A 16911-nucleotide genomic window follows, 5' to 3' on the forward strand; every position below is an offset into this window, starting at 1 on the left:
GCGATATGCGCGGCCGCCTACCATGGCGAGCATGCGGGTGTTGGTCGTCGAGGACGAGCGGTTCATGGCGGAAGCGATCCGTGATGGGCTGCGCCTGGAAGCGATCGCGGCCGACATCGCCGGTGATGGGGACACGGCCCTGGATCTGTTGGGCGTCAACACCTACGACATCGCCGTCCTCGACCGCGATATCCCCGGCCCGTCCGGTGACGAGATCGCCCAGCGCATCGTCGCTTCCGGTGGCGGCATGCCCATCCTGATGCTCACCGCCGCGGACCGGTTGGACGACAAGGCCTCCGGGTTCGAGCTCGGTGCCGACGACTACCTCACCAAGCCGTTTGAGCTGCAAGAGCTCGTGCTCCGTCTCCGGGCACTCGACCGCAGGCGCGCGCACAGCAGGCCGCCGGTGCGGGAGATCGCTGGTCTGCAGCTGGACCCGTTCCGTCGCGAAGTCTACCGGGACAGCCGGTACGTGGCGCTGACCCGGAAGCAGTTCGCGGTGCTCGAGGTTCTCGTCGCCGCCGAGGGCGGGGTGATCAGCGCCGAGGAGCTGCTGGAGCGGGCGTGGGACGAGAACGCCGACCCGTTCACGAATGCGGTGCGCATCACGGTCTCGACGTTGCGCAAGCGGCTCGGCGAACCGTGGCTGATCGCCACGGTGCCGGGGGTCGGGTACCGCATCGATACCGAACCGGACGCCAGAGGCGACGGTGGCTAGAGCACCCGGGTTGGGCGTTCGCCTCAAGCTCACGCTCAGCTATGCCGGGTTCCTCATGCTCGCCGGTGTTTTGCTCCTTGCGGCGGTGTGGGTCTTCCTGCTGAGAGGGCGGTCCACGAACTTCCAATTCCCTGATCTGGCCGACTTTGCCCGGGTCTTCGACCCGAGCAACTTCGGCCCCGTGGTGTTTGTCCCGGCGGCGATCTTGGCGCTCGGGTTCTTGCTGGTGTTCGGCCTTATCGGTGGTTGGATTCTCGCGGGCCGCATGCTTGCCCCGTTGACGCGCATCACCCGCGCCGCGCGGGAGGCGGGGAGCGGCTCGCTGTCGTACCGGATCGAGCTGGAGGGACGCAACGACGAGTTCCGTGAGCTTGCCGATGCTTTCGACGCCATGCTCGCGCAGCTCGAAGCACGCGACGCCGCGCAGCAGCGATTCGCCGCCAACGCCTCCCACGAGCTGCGCACCCCGCTGGCGATCACCCAAACCCTTCTCGATGTCGCCCGCAACGATCCGAACCGCGACGGCGGCGAACTCGACGAACGCCTCCGCGCGGTCAACACCCGAGCGATCGAGCTCACCGAGGCATTGCTCCTGCTCAGCCGCACCGACCAACGGTCCTTCAGCCGCGAAGACGTCGACCTGTCGCTCATCGCGGAAGAGGCCGCCGAGACGCTCCTCCCGTTCGCGGAGAAGCGCGGCGTCAGCATCGAGACCTCCGGGGACATCGCGCCGGTCAGCGGCTCACACGCACTCCTGCTGCAGTTGACGACGAACCTGCTGCACAATGCGATCGTCCACAACCTCCCCGAGCACGGCAGCGTGCAGATCAGCACCGCCGCCGGCCCCGAGTCCGTCCTGCTCACGGTCGAGAACACCGGCGACAAGCTCAGTCCACAGTTGGTCTCGACACTCACCGAGCCGTTTCAGCGGGGCACCGGTCGCACCCGCGGGGACGAGGCGAGGGTGGGCCTTGGCCTGGCGATCGTCAAGAGCATCACCCAGGCACACGACGGATCCCTCACGCTCAGCCCCCGAGCCGCAGGCGGGCTCGCCGTCGCGGTGCGCCTGCCCGCCGCTCCGCGACGACCGTAAGCACGTGCCGGGCCAGCCGCGAACCCACATCGGGTGCGCCGGCTGCCAACGCATGCGCCGACATCGTCGCTCTCCGTTCGGTATCGGCGAGCAGCGGGATCACGGTGGTTTCGATCCATGCCGCGGTGAGATCGGCATCGTCGACGATCACCGCCCCGCCGGCAGCAACGACCGCCTCCGCGTTCCAGCGCTGCTCACCGCCGCGCAGCGGCAGCGGCACATAGACGGCAGGTAAGCCGACAGCGGCGAGTTCGGCGCACGTCATCGCCCCCGCGCGGCAGATCGCGACGTCGGCCGCGGCGTAGGCGTACTGCATCTCCTCGACGTACGGGACGACGACGTAGGCCGGGTCGCCGGGGTCGGCGTCGGGAGGCTCGACAATGCGCTGGGGCCCGGTGATGTGCAGCACCTGCACGCCGGCCGCCCGCAACGCTGTTGCCGCGTCGGCCACGGCGGCGTTGATCGTGTTGGCTCCCTGCGAACCGCCGGTGACCAGCAGGACCGGCTCGTCCGGGCGCAGGCCGAACCGTTGCCGGGCCGCCTCGCGCAGCGCGGCCCGGTCGAGCCCGGTGATCGCCGGCCGCAGCGGGATGCCGATCGCGCTGGCGTGCGCCAGGTGGACACGGGGCGCGGCGGTGAAGACGTGGGTCGTCATCCGGGCCGCCAGTCGGTTCGCCACCCCAGGCCGGGCGTTCGCCTCGTGGACGACGATCGGCATCCCCCGCCGGCGGGCGGCGAGATACGCGGGCAGCGCCACGTAGCCCCCGAAGCCCACCACGACCTCGGCCCGCACGCGGTCGAGTACGGCCCCGGTCGCCCGGACGGAGTCGCGCAGTCTGCCCGGCGTGTGCAGCAGGTCGCGGCTCAGCGTGCGCGGCAGCGGCACGGGCGGGATCAATTCGAGCGAATAGCCGCGGGCGCGGATGAGCGTGATGTCCAGGCCACGGACGGTGCCGAGCGCGGTGATCTCGGCCGTGGGCTCCAGCAGGCTCAGCGCGTCGGCGAAATTCATCGCGGGCTCGATGTGCCCGGCCGAATGGCCGCCAGCGACGACGACGCGCGGGGCGGGTTCGCCGGCCGGCATCACGATGCCCCTCGGAGCAAGATTCCCCGGTTGGCATGAAACCGCTCGAATACCTGCAGGGGCAGGGCCGCAGAGTCTGAATTGTGGGAGTAGCCCGACGGATTATGAAACCGCACCACCCCATCATTGATGGCATAGATCAGCACAAGGTGGCCTCCTCGTCGCGGCTCGTGGGTGTCGGGATCGCGAATCTCGGGGGATACCGAGGCGATCATGACCTGGCCGGGCTGCAGCTCCCGGGCCGATACCTGAATCGGGGTGTGCTCGACCAGTTGGCAGTCGAATCCGAATTGGGTGCTGACCCACGCCATGAATGGCCTGTAGAGCAGGCCGTGGACCTTGCCCGAAGACTCCACCTCGTAGCAGCCCCACTCGACGGCCAGCGCAAGGAGTTCGCCTATCGACAGTCGGACGTCAGTCCAGCCGTGGAGCAGCGACTGGAGGCACGCCAAGCCGCAGACCTTGCGGGACCAGAACAGGTATTCCTCGCGCGAGCGATATCCGTCGGAGGCCCAGTCGTGCAGTTTCGATGGGTCGGTGTGTCGCAGGAAGACCTCCAGCCCCGATGGGCCGGTCCGCCGCATCACGACCTCGTCGTTGTTCGCCACATGTCCCCACTGCGAAACACAATGGAGACCCATCAGGTGATCGGAAAGTCGAAGTAGACATCGGGATAGGGTTCGCGTTTTAGCGTGTAGTGCCACCACTCGCAGTCGTACCGATCAAATCCGCAGTCCTCCATGAGGGAACGAAGAAGCGCACGATTCTTGGACTCGATGGGCGTGATTCCTCGCGCTCGATGACCCGAGATCGGGTCCATGAGGTCGTGGCCGCCACCCATTGGCGCAAGTTCACCGGTCGCGAGATGATAGAGCGTCAGGTCAACGGCGCCGCCCCTACTGTGGCCCGACTGGGTTGCCACGTATCCCTTTTCGAGGATCTCGGGTCGGGCGATATTGGGATAGTGGCGCTGCTTCGTCTGGCCATCCTCCGGCTGCTGCGACCAGCGTAGGAAGCTGTCGACGGCGCGTCGAGGACGATAACAGTCCCAGAGAAGCAATCCGAAGCCGAGGGACGCAGCCTTCTCGCGTACCTGCGCGAGGGCAACGCACAGAGCCCGGGTGCCGACGATCCGATTCGCGAGGTAGCCGTCTACCGGCTTGCCGGTGAAATTGTCCCAGGTGGCGTACTTCGCATCCCAGCGGACCCCGGGCACGAGCGCGTCGACGTAGACGAAATCGTCGTTCATCGCTTCGTCCCGCGCATTGTCATCGAGATGAGCCGGTCGATCATGTCGGAGATCGGCAGTCCCGCGGCGGCCATCATCCGCGGGTACCGGCTGTACGACGTCATGCCGGGCATGGTGTTGACCTCGTTGAGGACCACCCGCCCGTCGTCGGTGAGGAACATGTCAACGCGGGCAAGTCCCGTGCAACCCAGGGTTCGGTAGATGACCTTGGCGGTCTCTTGGACGAGCCAGCGCGATTCGTCGGAAATGTCGGCGGGAACAATGAACGTCGAGTTCTCCGATCCGGTTTCGGGCGATTCCTCCTGGTGGATCCGGAAGAATCCGTGCGAGAGGTCGACGCGGTCCACCTCCCCAGTGATCAGGCCGAATCGTTCACCCAGGACCGCGCAGCCGATCTCGCTGCCGGCCACGGCTTCTTCGATCAGGACCTTCGAGTCGTACTGTCGCGCCGCGCTCAGCGCCTTCGGCAGCTCGTCTTCACGGGTGACCTTGCTGACGCCGAACGATGAACCCGAACGGGCCGGCTTCACGAAGACCGGATAGCGAAGTCGATCGGCGTCGACCTTCTCGTTTGCCGCGACAACCCGAAAGGTCGGCGTGGCGATTCCCGCGCTGGTGGCGACGGTGTAGGCCAGGGCCTTGTCCATGCACACGGCCGAGGCTTGGATGTCGCAGCCGATGTAGGGGATGCCAGCGAGCTCCAATAGGCCTTGGATCGCGCCGTCTTCGCCGAGCGTGCCGTGCAGTACCGGGAAGACGACGTCGAGGCGCACGGTTTCGTAGCGACCCTGCTCCATGAGCAGCAGGCCGTGCACCCTTCGATCGGGTGACAGCACGGCGGGACGCGCGCCGTGGTTTTCCCAATCCGCATCGGGGCCGTCGCAGAGCTTCCACTCGCCGTCGGTCGAGATGCCGATCCAGAACGGTTCGTACTTCTCCGTGTCGAGATTTCTTGCAACCTCTCGCGCCGACTTGATGGAGACGGGATGTTCTTCGGAAGCCCCTCCGAAGATGACCCCAACCTTCAATCTGTTCATGCTGTTCTCCCACGTGCAAAGTTGAGGCAGTTGATGAGGCTGTTTTCGACGGTGTCGTTCAAGGCGTGGTCCGTGTAGTAGGCGGAGTGCGGACTGATCAGCACATTCGGCAGGCGCTGAAGCCGCACCAGGGCCTTGTTCTCCATCACCGTGTTTCGGCAGTCGGCGTAGAAGATCCCTTCCTCGCCTTCGATGACATCGAGCGCCGCGCCGCCCAACCGGCCGCTCTCCAACGCGGAGAGGAGGGCCTCGGTATCGAGCAGCGGTCCGCGACCCGTGTTGACGAGGTACGCGCCGTACTTCATCTGGTCGATGCGTTGGCGGTCGAGGAGATGGTGTGTGTCCGCGGTGAGTGGAGTGTGGAGCGTGACAATGTCGCTCTGCCGCAGCAGTTCATCGAGCGGAACGTAGTCGGCGGAGGCGTGAGGCCTGCTGTCATGTGCCAGCACGTGGCAGCCAAATCCCCGCAGCCGGTCGATGACCGCTGTGCCGATGCGCCCCGTTCCGATCACCCCGACGGTCAGGTCGCGCAGCTCCCTGCCGCGCCTGTCATTCAACCGGTAATCATGCGTATCGGCGTGGCGAACAATGGTTTTCGCGTGGCGCACGGCCATCAGCATCAACATCAGTGTGTAGTCGGCCACGCTGTCGGGCGAGTAGTCGACGTTGCCGACCGAGATGCCGATGCTCGCCGCGAATTCCACGTCGATGTGGTTGTACCCGACGCTTCTGGTGGAGATGTACTCGACGCCGACTCGGCTCAGCGCCAGCAGCGTGGCATGGTCGATCGGCGTCTTGTGGCTCACGCTGATGCATCGGTTGCCCCGCGCCAGTGCGGCATTGGCTTCACCGACCGCTTCCTCGGTGATGCTTGGCGCAAGCCCGAGGCGGGTTCCCATCTCGCGGAACACCACGGCTTCGTCGTGACCGCATCCGAAGACGGTGACCCCGGTGGTCGGGACCGCCGGGGGTGACGAATCGTCGGGCCCTCGGGCGCGCCGCACCGCGATCGCGTCGCTGTCGATCAAACCCAGGTCGTTGTAGGACATGCCGACAGTCAAGACAACGCGGAGTTGCCAGCGCGTATGCATTTTTCGATATCCCGGCGATATGCCGTCCGTGGGGTTGCGACGACCTCACCGATGCAGCGCGCCCGCCCGCCAAACGACTCGACATCGCCACCACCAACGACCGGACCACTAGCTCCGTCGTTCAGCCCGTTCCGGGCCCGCCGGACGGACAGACCAATGCGCTCAGGGTTCGACGCTGAGCTGCCACACGTGACCGTCCGGGTCGGCGCACAGTGCCGTGTATCCCCACGGCTGGTGCTCGGGTGCGGCGAGCACCGTGCCGCCGGCGCTCCTGATTCGCTCGACCAGGACGAGGAGCTCCCGCTCGGTGGCAACGCCCATGCCGAGGAGGCACTCGCTGGTGCCATCGGGAGCCAGTGGGCGGTCCTCGCCGAGGACCCAGTCGAGGCCGTCGACCGGGATGAGCGCCAACATCGTGCGCTGGTCGATGCGGAACGACAACGGTTCCGGGACGCCGTCCTCGGCGGGTTCGCCGACGAGGTCGAATCCGAAGGCGCTGCGGTAGAACCGCATCGAATTCACGCGATCGGCAATCGGCAGGCTGATCTGGACGCCGCGGGCACTGGTCGACATCACCACTCCGTTTCGGTCGGCTACACGGTCCCAGTACTGACCTTCCCGGACGGTAGAAGTCATCGCCGGGGGTGGCGGGAGGAGTGGGTCACGCTACGCCGGGTCCTGCTGCACATGACGATCGAAACGGCCCGGCACGCCGGGCGCGCCGACATCCTGCGGGAGACGATCGACGGGGCCGCGGTCCGAACCGAGGGGTGCCGGCGCGACGGTGACGCCGCCGGACTGCGCGCGACCGCAGGCAACCGTACCCTCCAACGGCTCCGGGATGGTGGGATTCCTCACATTCCTGCCGGAATCGTTGTGATGTTCGCTGAGTATTTCCCCGTTCGTCAGGTCGCCCGTCGCCGCCGTGTTACCGCAGGCCGAGACGCTGTCGATCGATGACGTCGCGGCCTGTCGTGTCGCGCGACACGCCGCAGCGACGTCGATGCACGACCTGGGTCGATTGGGCTCGGGTATATGTACCATTACGAACTCATTACCGGAGTGAGTCGGAGAGTGGCGCCGCCAGGGTTGGCCCAGGCGGCGCCACTCTGAGCAATTGCAGTCTGTTTGCTGTCCTCGCGTCCGCGGTATGAACGTGCGTATCGAACGAAGGGTGCCGTCTTGCGTAACCATGTCTTCCGACGTCGTGGCGGAACGGAGGTGGTGTCTCGGTGGGCTGCGCTGGGGATGGTTCTGACTGTCCTGATGCTGGTCATGACCTCGTTCTCGCTCGCCCCGGTTGCTTCGGCAACCGAAACCGAGACCACGACCTCCCCGCCGACCACCACGACCACGACGCCGCCGCCTGAGCTCACGACGACGACGCCGCCCGCGGTGACGACGACGCCTCCCGCGGTCACCACCACGACGCCTCCCGCGGTCACCACCACGAAGGCGCCCGCGGTCACGACCGCGCCGACCACGACCACGCCGGAGGAGTCGGAGTCGGAGGAGCCCACGTCCGAGAAGCCGACGGTCACGACGACGGCGCCGACGACGACCACCCCCGCAGTGGAAAAGCGGCAGGTCGCGCGCGGACTTAACCCCGGCATCGTCGTCGAGATCACCGACATCCAGGTCGAGGGCGGAACCAACGACGAGCAGATCACCGTCGGTGACGCCGTCACGGTGTCCGGCACCTGGGACGCCTCCGCCGCCGATCCGAAGGCAGGCGACGAGTTCACGGTCAAGTTCCCCGACGAGCTGAAGCTCGACGCAAACCCAAACCTGCAGCTCAAGGGTGAGGACGGCACGGTCTGGGGCAACTGCGTGCTCGACGGCAGCACCAACCTCATGAACTGCGTGCTCACCGACGCGGTGACGGCCAACCCCGAGCTGGTGCACGGCACCTTCACCGTCTTCACCAAGGCGGTCGAATACACCACCTCCGAGGAGGTGGAGTTCGAGATCAACGGCGAGGGCACGCTGGTCGACCTGCCCGGCGAGGGCGGCATCAGCGACGGCAAGGACCTCGGTGACGCCACCAAGTCCGGCAAGCTCCAGCCGGACAAGCAGGCTGTGCGCTGGACCATCGACATCCCTGGCTCCGATCTCATCGCCCTGGATGCGGGTAATACCGGTTCGGTGCAGCTGAGTGACGAACTCTCGGCCAACATGAAGCTGTGCGACGACGGCCGGCTCAACGCCAAGCTGTTTTCCGGACGTCCGGGCGCACTGACCGAGGTCCCGGGCGGCGTCACCATCACCCAGAACGCGGCGGGCGACCCGGTCATCATCGACATCAACACCGGCGCGCCGTTCGAGAAGGACCAGCTGTACCGCATCGAGTACACCTCGTGCACCACCAGCGGCACCGTGGATCCCAAGGACACCCAGTACGACAACTCGATCACCATCGGTGACGAGACCGTCGGTGCCGGGGTCGGGCAGGACTGGGAGCCGACGACCGTGCCGAGCAAGTCCGGCAAGCTCCTCAACAGCAACGGTGAGCGTTACCGGGTCGCGGAGTGGACAGTCATGGTCCCCGGCACGTTCATCGAATCCAGCCCGGGCAAGAAGGTCACCATCGCGGACACGCTCACCGGCGGTCATGCCGTGTGCGACACCGGGCTTGCGCTGAAGATCGAGAAGGCGAACTACCTGCCGGGACCGGGCGGCGGAGGGGTCGGGCGCACCGACGTCACCGACCAGTTCGCCATCACCGAGGCGGCCACTCCCGGTGCGGAGGACTTCACCGTGTCCTTCACGCCGAACGATCCGTTCGACGTGGAGCAGTACTACTACGTGACCTACCGGTCCTGCCTGACCGGGGACGAGGTTCCGGATAACTCCGACGTGTTCACGAACACGGCGCTCGTCAACGGCTCCGAGGTCACCGCCTCGGTGAAGGGCCCCGAGTTCAAGGGCAACAAGAAGGGCGGCCTCAACACCGAGCCGACCGAGGTCGGCGGCGAGATGCAGCCGGCAGGCACGACGGTCGACTGGGACGCCGAGGTTCCCGGACGCAACCTGGAGGCGCTCACCGAGCGGGCGGTCATCACCGACACCTTCTCCGACACGTTGACCGTGTGCGATGTCAGCGGTGATCTCAAGGAGGACCTCAACTTCCGAGTCGTCGCGAAGGACGCCATCGGTGGCAGCGGCGCCGCCCCGGATCGCGACCTGACTGCCGACACCATCGTCACCCGCACCGCCAACGGGATCGAGATCACGCTCCCGAAGGACGACGCGGCAGGCGACTACAGCCGCGAGACGAAGTACGTCATCGAGTACACCCTCTGCACCGCGAGCGGCGGACTGGACGACCGTGGGACGGTGTACGGAAACTCGCTCGCCTACGAGGGCGCCGAGTTGACGAGCAGCGTCACGCAGACGTGGGGCGGCAGCGGCACCGGCGAGGGCGTGTCGCGAGGCTCGTTCTCGCTGCTGAAGCAGATCGACTCCGCCTCCGAGAAGTTCCCGGAGGGCACCGAGTTCACGGTCAAGGTCGAGGAGTTCGCTCCCGGCGTGGATCCGGCTGTCGGTCCCGCGTCGAGCACCTATGAGATCAAGGTGAAGGCAGACGGGACCCCGGTCAGCGGGCTCAACCCCCGCGGCACCGGGTGGACGATCCGGCTGTCCGAGGTCAACCTGCCGCAGGTCGACGGCGTCTACTTCGAGCAGGGCAAGTTCCGCCCGGCGGACGGCGTGACGCTCAGCGACGGTGACACCGTGGCGCTGGTCGAGATCGAGCCGAAGACCAATGTCGAGGTCAGCCTGGTCAACAAGGCGGTCCTCGGGGCGACGACGATCACCAAGACCGTCCTCAACCCGGAGAACGCGGCGATCACCGGCGACGAGTCCTTCGTCATCAAGGCGGAGATCGCCTACGGTGACGGCGGAAGCGAGCTGCGGGAGTTCACGCTCAAGGGCGGCCAGTCCTATGAGCTGAAGGACCTGCCGATCGGGGCGAAGGTCACGTTCACCGAGGTCAAGCCGGTGAACACCGACCTCGTGACGTGGTCGGAGCCGGTGATCACTCCGCAGACGATCACCATCGGCACCGACGCGGCCGCCAACACGATCGCCGTCACCAACGAGGCCAAGATCACTCAGGGCACCTTCGAGCTGAGCAAGAAGCTCACGGGCCCGGAGGCGTCCAACGGCGCGGTTCCCGAGACGTTCGACGTGATCGCCACCTGGACGGACGCGGCGGGGGTCGAGCAGTCCAAGACGCTCACGCTGCCCTCCGACGGCACTCCGGTCCCGTTCGGGGAGAACCTGCCCGGCGGCACCAAGGTCACGCTGACCGAGGTGGTTCCAGACGACGGCAACGGTCTCGCCTGGGGCGTGCCGGCCTTCACCGGTGACGTCACGATCGACGGCGACTCCGGAGTGGTGACGATTGGCAAGGATCCGGGCACGGTCGAGGTGACGAACTTCGTCGACAAGAACGACGGCACCCTGCGCATCCTCAAGCAGGTCGCCGGCGAAGCGGCGGAGTCCGTCGGTGATGACGCGGAGTTCAAGGTCGAGGCCCGTTGGAAGGACGGTACGGAGTACCGGACCACGGTGTTGACCGTCAAGAACGGTGTCGCGACACCGCTCGGCGTCGATCTACCGATCGGCACTGAGGTGACGTTCACCGAGATCGGTCGCCCCGACATCGAGGGCGTCGAGTGGGGCACGATCACCTGGGGCACCGACCCGAGCGGTGAATCGTGGATCGTCTCCCACGCCGACGGCACCGCGACCGGCATCGTCTCGGATGACCCCACCGAGGGTCGCCTGATCACGCTGACGAACGAGGCGCTGTGGGAGTTCGGCTCGGTCGAGTTCACGAAGTACATCCTCGACGGTGACGAGCGCATCCCGGCCACCGACGCCGACCTGCCCGATGGCGCGGAGTTCGAGGTTCGGATCGACAACATCGATCCGCCGCTTCCCGCGGATGTCGAGTTCCCGGCAGTGGGCGAGACCATCACGCTGAACGCGGAGAACGGGTTCAGCTGGACGTCCGGCGATGTGCTGCCGCGGGGCACCGTGGTCACCTTCTCCGAGGTCGATCCCAAGGACCTGCCCGGCTTCGACTGGGCGCGGCCGTACTACTGGGTGGCCGAGGACGCCGGTGACGCGGACTACCGCAACACCGTCGGGATCGTGCCGGGTGAGCAGGCCGTGGTCGAGATCCACAACCGGATCATCCCGACCACCGACCTCGACATCGAGAAGATCGTGACCGGGCCCAAGGGCAATCAGGTCATGAAGGACCCGGCCGCGACCTTCCAGGTCACGGCGACCTGGACGGACGCAGACGGCGAGGCGCGCTCCTGCATCCTCGACGTCAAGCCCGGCGGATCGGTCACCCCGACCGCCCAGTGCGACGCGGCCGTCGTTGACGGCAAGGTCCAGTTCCCGCTCGACACCGAGATCAGCTTCGTCGAGACCGGCGCTCACACCGACGTGCCCAACGTTAAGTGGGGCGAGGTCGTGTGGGATGTGAAGGAGGGCGATGCGGAGGCGACCGCGCTCGACGGCGAGTCGACTGGCACCACCGTCACGCTCACCGGTGACGCGAACGGTTCGGTGGTGCTTGGTCTGGAGAACAAGACCAGCAGCAACGGTCTGATCATCATCCCGATCCCGATTCCGCTGCCGCCGTGGGGTGGAATTGTGATCCCGCCGTGGGGTGGCGGATCCTCGGTGCCGCCGTGGGGTGGTGGATCGTCGGTTCCGCCGGGGCCGGGAACGGGGACTCCCCCGGGGCCCAGCGTTCCGGGTGGACCCGGTTCGCCGGGGAACCCGGGCGGCTCCGGACACAACGGTGCCCCTGGCAAGCCGGCTCCGAGCAAGCCGGGCCAGTCGTCGTCGCTTCCCGTCACCGGAGCGAACGTCATCTGGCTCACCGGTGGCGCGCTGGCGCTGATCGCTGGTGGTGCCTGGCTGGCGCTGCGTAACCGCAGGAAGATGACCGGCGAGGAGTAGTCCTCCAGGTCGAAACACGGTAGTGCGGGGCGGGTACGACCCCCGGGTCGCCCGCCCCGCACCACCGCACCCCCCATGTCGCGGCCGATCGCTCGGCCGCTCATCGAAGGAGATTCCTCTCGTGCTGATCCTCCCGCTCTCGGTCGAATTCGACGTCCACACCACCGGTTCCGCCGTGATCGACGGCCTCGGTCAGCTGTCCGTTCTCCTCTACGATCTTGTCGGTGGCAGCGGAAGCGCCACGATCGACGCGAACAGCTAGCTCGACCCGGCCGCAAAGGAGGGCCCGCCCCATGCGTGATGCCGTCGTTCCGGTGCGGGCCCGGCCCCGGCCGGGCGCAGGCCAGGTCACCGGTGAGCTGCTGCTCACGGCGGGGGTCGTCGTCCTGCTGTTCGTGATCTACGAGGCGTTCTGGACCAACATCGTCTCGGGTCGGTTGCAGGACGAGGTCGACAACGGCCTCGCGCAATCGTGGGCGCAGGGTTCCGGGGCCGCCGGTGACGCGCCGGTGGCCCCGCCGGTCCCGACGCCCGGAGAAGGGTTCGCGCGCCTGCACTTTCCGACGCTCGGCGCCGCGTACGCGGTCGTCGAGGGCACCAGCAACGAGGACCTGAAGGCGGGCCCCGGCCACTACACCGACACGCAACTGCCCGGCGAGCCGGGGAATGTTGCGATCGCCGGGCATCGCAACGGATCCGGTGCGGTGTTCGAACACCTGGACCGGCTCGGCGCCTGCGACGCCGTCGTCGTGGAGACCAGGACCGAATGGATGACGTACCGGCTGCTGCCGCTCGCCGCCGCCGCACCCGAGCGGCGTGCTGCGGCCGCGGACTGCCTGCCCCCCGAGCAGATCGACCGGGTCGCGGGCGGCGACTATGCGCACGTGCTTGGTCGACACATCACCGTGCCCGGCGACGTCGCCGTCGTCAATCCGCTGCCCGGAGCCGAGTGGGTCGAGCCGGGCCCCTGGCTGGAGAGCGTGTTGACGCTCACCACCTGCCATCCGCTGTTCTCGAACGCCGAACGGATGATCGTGCACGCCGTTCTCGTCGAGACGACCCCGAAGTTCGCGGGCACCCTGCCCGCGGCATTGCAGGAGCACTAGATGTACGGCTACTTCTGGGGTGTTCTCCCCGGACCCCGACCGGTGAAGGTCCTGCTGGCGACCGTTCTCGCCGCCGCGGTGTTCCTGCTGCTCATGGAGGTCGTGTTTCCGTGGGTGTCCGAGCAGATGCCCTACTCGGACGTCACCGTCTGACGGCCCGCCCTGGCCGGTTCGCGGTGCCGACCCTGAGTGCTACTGTGGCCGCGCGTTGGTTACCGCCCGGCTCGTGCCGGGTGGTTCGTAAGAGGGAATCCGGTGGGAAACCGGAGCTGCCCCGCAGCGGTGTGTGGAAACGACCGCGGCCATCAGCACTGGGTGTGAGCCCGGGAAGCGGCCGCCAGTAGGAGAATTCGGGTTCGCCCGATCCGTGTCCACGAGCCCGAAGACCTGCCAGCGCGGCCATGCCGCCGGCGTGGTCGCCTGTCGACTCCGAGGGAGCGGTCGACGAGGATGCGGGCACCGCTGTGCCCGCACGTCGTTGCGCGCACCGCCCGGTGAGGCTGGCACCTGCATCCAGGTGAAAGTGGTCGATGATGCGCCGACTGCCCGTGGCCCCGTTGGCCATCGGCCTGGTGGCCGCGCTCGCGGTCGTCTCCGTCCTGGCGTTGATGCTCGGCACCGCACCCGTTCCCTGGCGTGACACCACCGGATTCCTGTGGGCCGAACTGACCGGCGGGCCGGTCCTCGCGCCGGACCTCCCGAACTATCGGATCGTGACCGACTCCCGACTGCCGCGAGTGTTGTTGGCCGCGTTGGTCGGTGCCGGATTGAGCGGGGTCGGGCTGATCGTGCAGGCGATGGTGCGCAACGCGCTGGCCGACCCGTACGTGCTGGGCATCTCCTCGGGTGCCTCGGTGGGCGCCACGTCGGTGGTGCTGTTCGGCACCTTCGGCGCGCTCGGCCTGTACGCGCTGTCGACCGCCGCGTTCCTTGGCGCGCTCGGGGCCACGATCCTGGTGTACCTGATGGCCCGGTCCTCGGCGGGGCTGGTTCCGCTGCGCCTGGTCCTCACCGGGACCGCCCTCGGGTACGGGTTTTCCGCTGCCACAACGGTGTTGGTGTTCATGGCACCGCACGGGGACGCGGCGCGGTCGGTGATGTTCTGGCTGCTCGGCAGCCTCGCCGGTGCCACCTGGCAGGCGGTGCCGCTGGCGGCGGCGGTGACCGTGATCGGGTTGGCGGTCATCGCGGCCTGTGCGCGCCGGCTGAACGCGCTGTCGATGGGTGACGAGGTCAGCGCGGCGCTCGGGATCGACGCGAGCCGCTTCCGGCTGTTGCTGTTCGTTGTCGCCGCGGTCATGACCGGATGTTTCGTGTCGATCTGCGGCGCCGTTGGTTTCGTCGGGCTGGTGGTACCGCACGTGGCCAGGCTGCTGGTCGGCGCCGACCATCGCCGGCTGATCGTGGTGACGCCGTTGCTCGGCGCGGTGTTCCTGGTCACCGCGGACCTGCTGGCCCGCACCCTGATTCCGCCGCAGGAACTTCCGCTGGGCGCGATCACCGCCGCGGTCGGGGTCCCGCTGTTCGTACTGCTGATGCGGCGCCGCGGCGCCCTGGTGGGGGTCGGCTGATGCGGGTCGACTATCGGGACGTCACGGTCGAGATCGGCGGCACCCGGATCCTCGAGGCGGTGACCCTCGCAGCCGAGGAGGGCACCTTCGTCGGCGTCGTCGGGGCGAACGGTAGCGGCAAGTCCACCCTGCTGCGCTGCCTGTATCGGGCGTTGTCGCCCGCGGCGGGCCGGATCCTGGTCGGCGGCACGGACATCGCCGCGATCAGCATGCGCGAGAACGCACGTCAGGTCGCGGCCCTGACCCAGGACAGCCTGATGCAGTTCGACTTCACCGCGGCCGAGGTCGTGGCCACCGGCCGCCTGCCGCATCAGTCGGCGTTGCGCAGAGCCGACCGCCGCGACGTCGGCCTGTGCCGCGACGCGCTGGCGACCGCCGACGCGTCGCACCTCGAGCACCGCAGCTTCCTGTCCCTATCCGGCGGGGAGCGGCAACGCGTCCTGATCGCCCGCGCGCTGGCGCAGCAGCCGCGGGTGCTGGTGCTGGACGAGCCGACCAACCACCTCGACGTCCACCACCAGTACAGCGTCCTGACCGCGGCCCGGAACCTGGGCATCACCGTGATCGCGGCGCTGCACGACCTGAACCTGGCCGCGCAGTACTGCGATCGGCTGTTCGTCCTCAGCGGTGGCCGGCTCGTGTGCACGGGGACACCGGACGAGGTCGTGACGGCCGACGTGCTGCGGCGGTGGTTCGCGATCGGCGGGCACGTCGTCACCCATCCCCGGCTGGGTGTTCCCCAGATCATCTTCGACGAGAAGGAGTACTAGATGAGGTCCCGACCCTGGACGGTCGCGATGGCAGCGGCGAGCGTGTTCGCGTTGACGGCGTGCGGCGCCGACGTGCAGGACGCGGCCGCCGAACCCACCGGAGAGTCGGTGACCGTCACCAACTGCGGCGCACCCCTGACCGTCGACGGCGTCCCGCAGCGGGTGGTCACCAACGACACCGCGATCACCGAGATGATGTTCGCGCTCGGCCTCACCGAACACCTGGCGGGCTACACCAGCTACCCGGGCAAGGAGCGGGACATCGCCACCTCGCCGTGGCGGGCCGACTTCGAGACGGCCCCGCAACTCGGGGATGCGTTCACCCGGGAGGTGGTGCAGGCGGCGAACCCCGACTTCGTCTTCGCGGGCTGGAACTACGGGTTCAAGGAGTCGACGGGCCTGACCCCGGACTGGGTGCGCTCGATCGGCGCCGTCCCCTACCAGCTGACCGAGGCCTGCAGGCAGCCCGACACGGACCGCCGCGGGGTGATGGAACCGCTCGACGCGCTGTACGCGGACCTGGCGAACCTCGGGGACATCTTCGGTGTCCGGGACCGGGCCGACGACCTGGTCGCCGGGTACCGCGAGCAGGTGGCCGCGGCGACGGCGTCGGCGCCGGCCGGGCAGGAGCCGGCCCGGGTGTTCCTGTTCGACAGCGCAACCCCGGAACCGTTCACCTCCGGCCGGACCGCGGCGCCGTCGCAGATCATCCGCGAGGCGGGCGGCAGCAACATCTTCGACGACCTGAACGACTCGTGGACCACCACCTCGTGGGAGGCGGCGGCGCAACGCGACCCGCAGGCGATCGTGATCGTCGACTACGGGGCCGGGCCGGACGAGTCGGTGGACGCGAAGATCCGGCTGCTGCGTCAGCAGCCGCTGATGGCGGGCACCACCGCGGTGCGCGAAGGCAACATCATCGCGCTGCCGTACGCGGCCCTGGTGGAGGGCCCCCGCAATCCCGACGCGATCGTCACCGTCGCCGAGTTCCTGCGGTCGAAGGGTTACTGACCACGGCGCGGGCCGGCAGGCCGGTGATCGCGGCGCCCCGACCGGGCACCCCCGAGAACGCCCTTTGGGTCGCGTGCAGGTCGTTACCTATGCTGGTAGCGCGTGCACCGTTTTCGCCGGTCGTGGCCCGGTTCGACCGAACCGGATCGCGGCCGGCGAAGTGACGTGCGTCTCATCCAGTTCGGCGTCCAACCCA

Annotated in this window: 16 protein-coding genes and 1 riboswitch; of the genes, 10 read left to right on the forward strand and 6 right to left on the reverse strand. The window is 67.8% G+C overall.

All coding sequences use genetic code 11. The features are described 5' to 3' along the window. The first annotated feature begins 31 nt into the window (after positions 1-31). Both vanR-O and vanS-O read left to right on the forward strand, forming a co-directional pair. Positions 32-718: a vancomycin resistance response regulator transcription factor VanR-O gene (vanR-O, locus tag ACFWPA_RS05545; protein WP_378507560.1), complete on the forward strand. Its 687-nt coding sequence runs from the start codon at positions 32-34 to the stop codon at positions 716-718. After that, positions 711-1811 (forward strand): vancomycin resistance histidine kinase VanS-O, encoded by a 1101-nt coding sequence (gene vanS-O, locus ACFWPA_RS05550; RefSeq protein ID WP_378569797.1) that lies wholly within the window; start codon positions 711-713, stop codon positions 1809-1811. The genes vanR-O and vanS-O overlap by 8 nt, the downstream gene beginning before the upstream one ends. On the opposite strand, the gene ACFWPA_RS05555 is transcribed toward vanS-O, so the two are convergent. From ACFWPA_RS05555 to ACFWPA_RS05580, 6 genes are all read right to left on the reverse strand, one after another. After that, the gene (locus ACFWPA_RS05555; protein WP_378569798.1) at positions 1744-2895 is read right to left on the reverse strand and encodes a glycosyltransferase; all 1152 of its coding nucleotides are present in this window, start codon (positions 2893-2895) and stop codon (positions 1744-1746) included. The two genes, vanS-O and ACFWPA_RS05555, sit on opposite strands and share 68 nt — an antisense overlap. Beyond that, entirely contained in the window at positions 2895-3503 is a 609-nt protein-coding gene (locus ACFWPA_RS05560; protein ID WP_378569799.1) for a hypothetical protein, read from the reverse strand. The genes ACFWPA_RS05555 and ACFWPA_RS05560 overlap by 1 nt, the downstream gene beginning before the upstream one ends. Before the next feature lie 32 nt (positions 3504-3535). Continuing rightward, a complete protein-coding gene (gene vanX / locus ACFWPA_RS05565) occupies positions 3536-4144 on the reverse strand; it encodes a D-Ala-D-Ala dipeptidase VanX (RefSeq protein ID WP_378569800.1) in 609 nt (202 codons plus the stop codon). Next, on the reverse strand, positions 4141-5181 hold the full coding sequence (gene vanO / locus ACFWPA_RS05570) for a D-alanine--(R)-lactate ligase VanO (RefSeq protein ID WP_378569801.1): 1041 nt from the start codon (positions 5179-5181) through the stop codon (positions 4141-4143). The genes vanX and vanO overlap by 4 nt, the downstream gene beginning before the upstream one ends. Further along, positions 5178-6230, reverse strand: a complete 1053-nt coding sequence (gene vanH, locus ACFWPA_RS05575; protein ID WP_378507566.1) for a D-lactate dehydrogenase VanH — start codon at positions 6228-6230, stop codon at positions 5178-5180. Before vanH ends, vanO begins: the two co-directional genes overlap by 4 nt. 204 nt (positions 6231-6434) lie before the next feature. Beyond that, the gene (locus ACFWPA_RS05580; protein ID WP_378569802.1) at positions 6435-6845 is read right to left on the reverse strand and encodes a VOC family protein; all 411 of its coding nucleotides are present in this window, start codon (positions 6843-6845) and stop codon (positions 6435-6437) included. A 36-nt stretch (positions 6846-6881) separates the two neighbouring features. On the opposite strand from ACFWPA_RS05580, the gene ACFWPA_RS05585 reads away from it, so the two are divergent. The 8 genes from ACFWPA_RS05585 to ACFWPA_RS05620 all read left to right on the forward strand — a co-directional run bounded on the left by ACFWPA_RS05585 (position 6882) and on the right by ACFWPA_RS05620 (position 16715). After that, positions 6882-7232: a DUF664 domain-containing protein gene (locus ACFWPA_RS05585; protein ID WP_378569867.1), complete on the forward strand. Its 351-nt coding sequence runs from the start codon at positions 6882-6884 to the stop codon at positions 7230-7232. 306 nt (positions 7233-7538) lie between these two features. Further along, the gene (locus ACFWPA_RS05590) at positions 7539-12257 is read left to right on the forward strand and encodes a DUF5979 domain-containing protein (RefSeq protein WP_378569803.1); all 4719 of its coding nucleotides are present in this window, start codon (positions 7539-7541) and stop codon (positions 12255-12257) included. 121 nt (positions 12258-12378) lie between these two features. After that, on the forward strand, positions 12379-12519 hold the full coding sequence (locus ACFWPA_RS05595) for a hypothetical protein (protein ID WP_378507570.1): 141 nt from the start codon (positions 12379-12381) through the stop codon (positions 12517-12519). Between the two features lie 31 nt (positions 12520-12550). After that, positions 12551-13363: a class E sortase gene (locus tag ACFWPA_RS05600; RefSeq protein ID WP_378569804.1), complete on the forward strand. Its 813-nt coding sequence runs from the start codon at positions 12551-12553 to the stop codon at positions 13361-13363. Continuing rightward, a complete protein-coding gene (locus ACFWPA_RS05605; protein WP_378507572.1) occupies positions 13364-13516 on the forward strand; it encodes a hypothetical protein in 153 nt (50 codons plus the stop codon). A gap of 39 nt (positions 13517-13555) precedes the next feature. Continuing rightward, a riboswitch (cobalamin riboswitch) is annotated at positions 13556-13773 on the forward strand. A 123-nt stretch (positions 13774-13896) separates the two neighbouring features. After that, on the forward strand, positions 13897-14934 hold the full coding sequence (locus tag ACFWPA_RS05610) for a FecCD family ABC transporter permease (protein ID WP_378507735.1): 1038 nt from the start codon (positions 13897-13899) through the stop codon (positions 14932-14934). Continuing rightward, entirely contained in the window at positions 14934-15704 is a 771-nt protein-coding gene (locus ACFWPA_RS05615; RefSeq protein WP_378507573.1) for an ABC transporter ATP-binding protein, read from the forward strand. Before ACFWPA_RS05610 ends, ACFWPA_RS05615 begins: the two co-directional genes overlap by 1 nt. Next, on the forward strand, positions 15705-16715 hold the full coding sequence (locus ACFWPA_RS05620; RefSeq protein ID WP_378569805.1) for an ABC transporter substrate-binding protein: 1011 nt from the start codon (positions 15705-15707) through the stop codon (positions 16713-16715). Positions 16716-16911 lie beyond the last annotated feature (196 nt).

The sequence above is a fragment of the Rhodococcus sp. NPDC058505 genome (assembly GCF_042720095.1).
In the GTDB taxonomy this organism is placed as follows: domain Bacteria; phylum Actinomycetota; class Actinomycetes; order Mycobacteriales; family Mycobacteriaceae; genus Rhodococcus_G.

What these genes read in the sequence shown, in the direction of transcription:
- vanR-O (WP_378507560.1), top strand. Translation starts at nt 32, where the DNA reads ATGCGGGTGTTGGTCGTCGAGGACGAGCGGTTCATGGCGGAAGCGATC.
- ACFWPA_RS05555 (WP_378569798.1), bottom strand. Translation starts at nt 2,895, where the DNA reads ATGCCGGCCGGCGAACCCGCCCCGCGCGTCGTCGTCGCTGGCGGCCAT.
- vanX (WP_378569800.1), bottom strand. Translation starts at nt 4,144, where the DNA reads ATGAACGACGATTTCGTCTACGTCGACGCGCTCGTGCCCGGGGTCCGC.
- vanO (WP_378569801.1), bottom strand. Translation starts at nt 5,181, where the DNA reads ATGAACAGATTGAAGGTTGGGGTCATCTTCGGAGGGGCTTCCGAAGAA.
- vanH (WP_378507566.1), bottom strand. Translation starts at nt 6,230, where the DNA reads ATGTCCTACAACGACCTGGGTTTGATCGACAGCGACGCGATCGCGGTG.
- ACFWPA_RS05580 (WP_378569802.1), bottom strand. Translation starts at nt 6,845, where the DNA reads ATGTCGACCAGTGCCCGCGGCGTCCAGATCAGCCTGCCGATTGCCGAT.
- ACFWPA_RS05590 (WP_378569803.1), top strand. Translation starts at nt 7,539, where the DNA reads ATGCTGGTCATGACCTCGTTCTCGCTCGCCCCGGTTGCTTCGGCAACC.
- ACFWPA_RS05600 (WP_378569804.1), top strand. Translation starts at nt 12,551, where the DNA reads ATGCGTGATGCCGTCGTTCCGGTGCGGGCCCGGCCCCGGCCGGGCGCA.
- ACFWPA_RS05605 (WP_378507572.1), top strand. Translation starts at nt 13,364, where the DNA reads ATGTACGGCTACTTCTGGGGTGTTCTCCCCGGACCCCGACCGGTGAAG.
- ACFWPA_RS05610 (WP_378507735.1), top strand. Translation starts at nt 13,897, where the DNA reads ATGCGCCGACTGCCCGTGGCCCCGTTGGCCATCGGCCTGGTGGCCGCG.
- ACFWPA_RS05615 (WP_378507573.1), top strand. Translation starts at nt 14,934, where the DNA reads ATGCGGGTCGACTATCGGGACGTCACGGTCGAGATCGGCGGCACCCGG.
- ACFWPA_RS05620 (WP_378569805.1), top strand. Translation starts at nt 15,705, where the DNA reads ATGAGGTCCCGACCCTGGACGGTCGCGATGGCAGCGGCGAGCGTGTTC.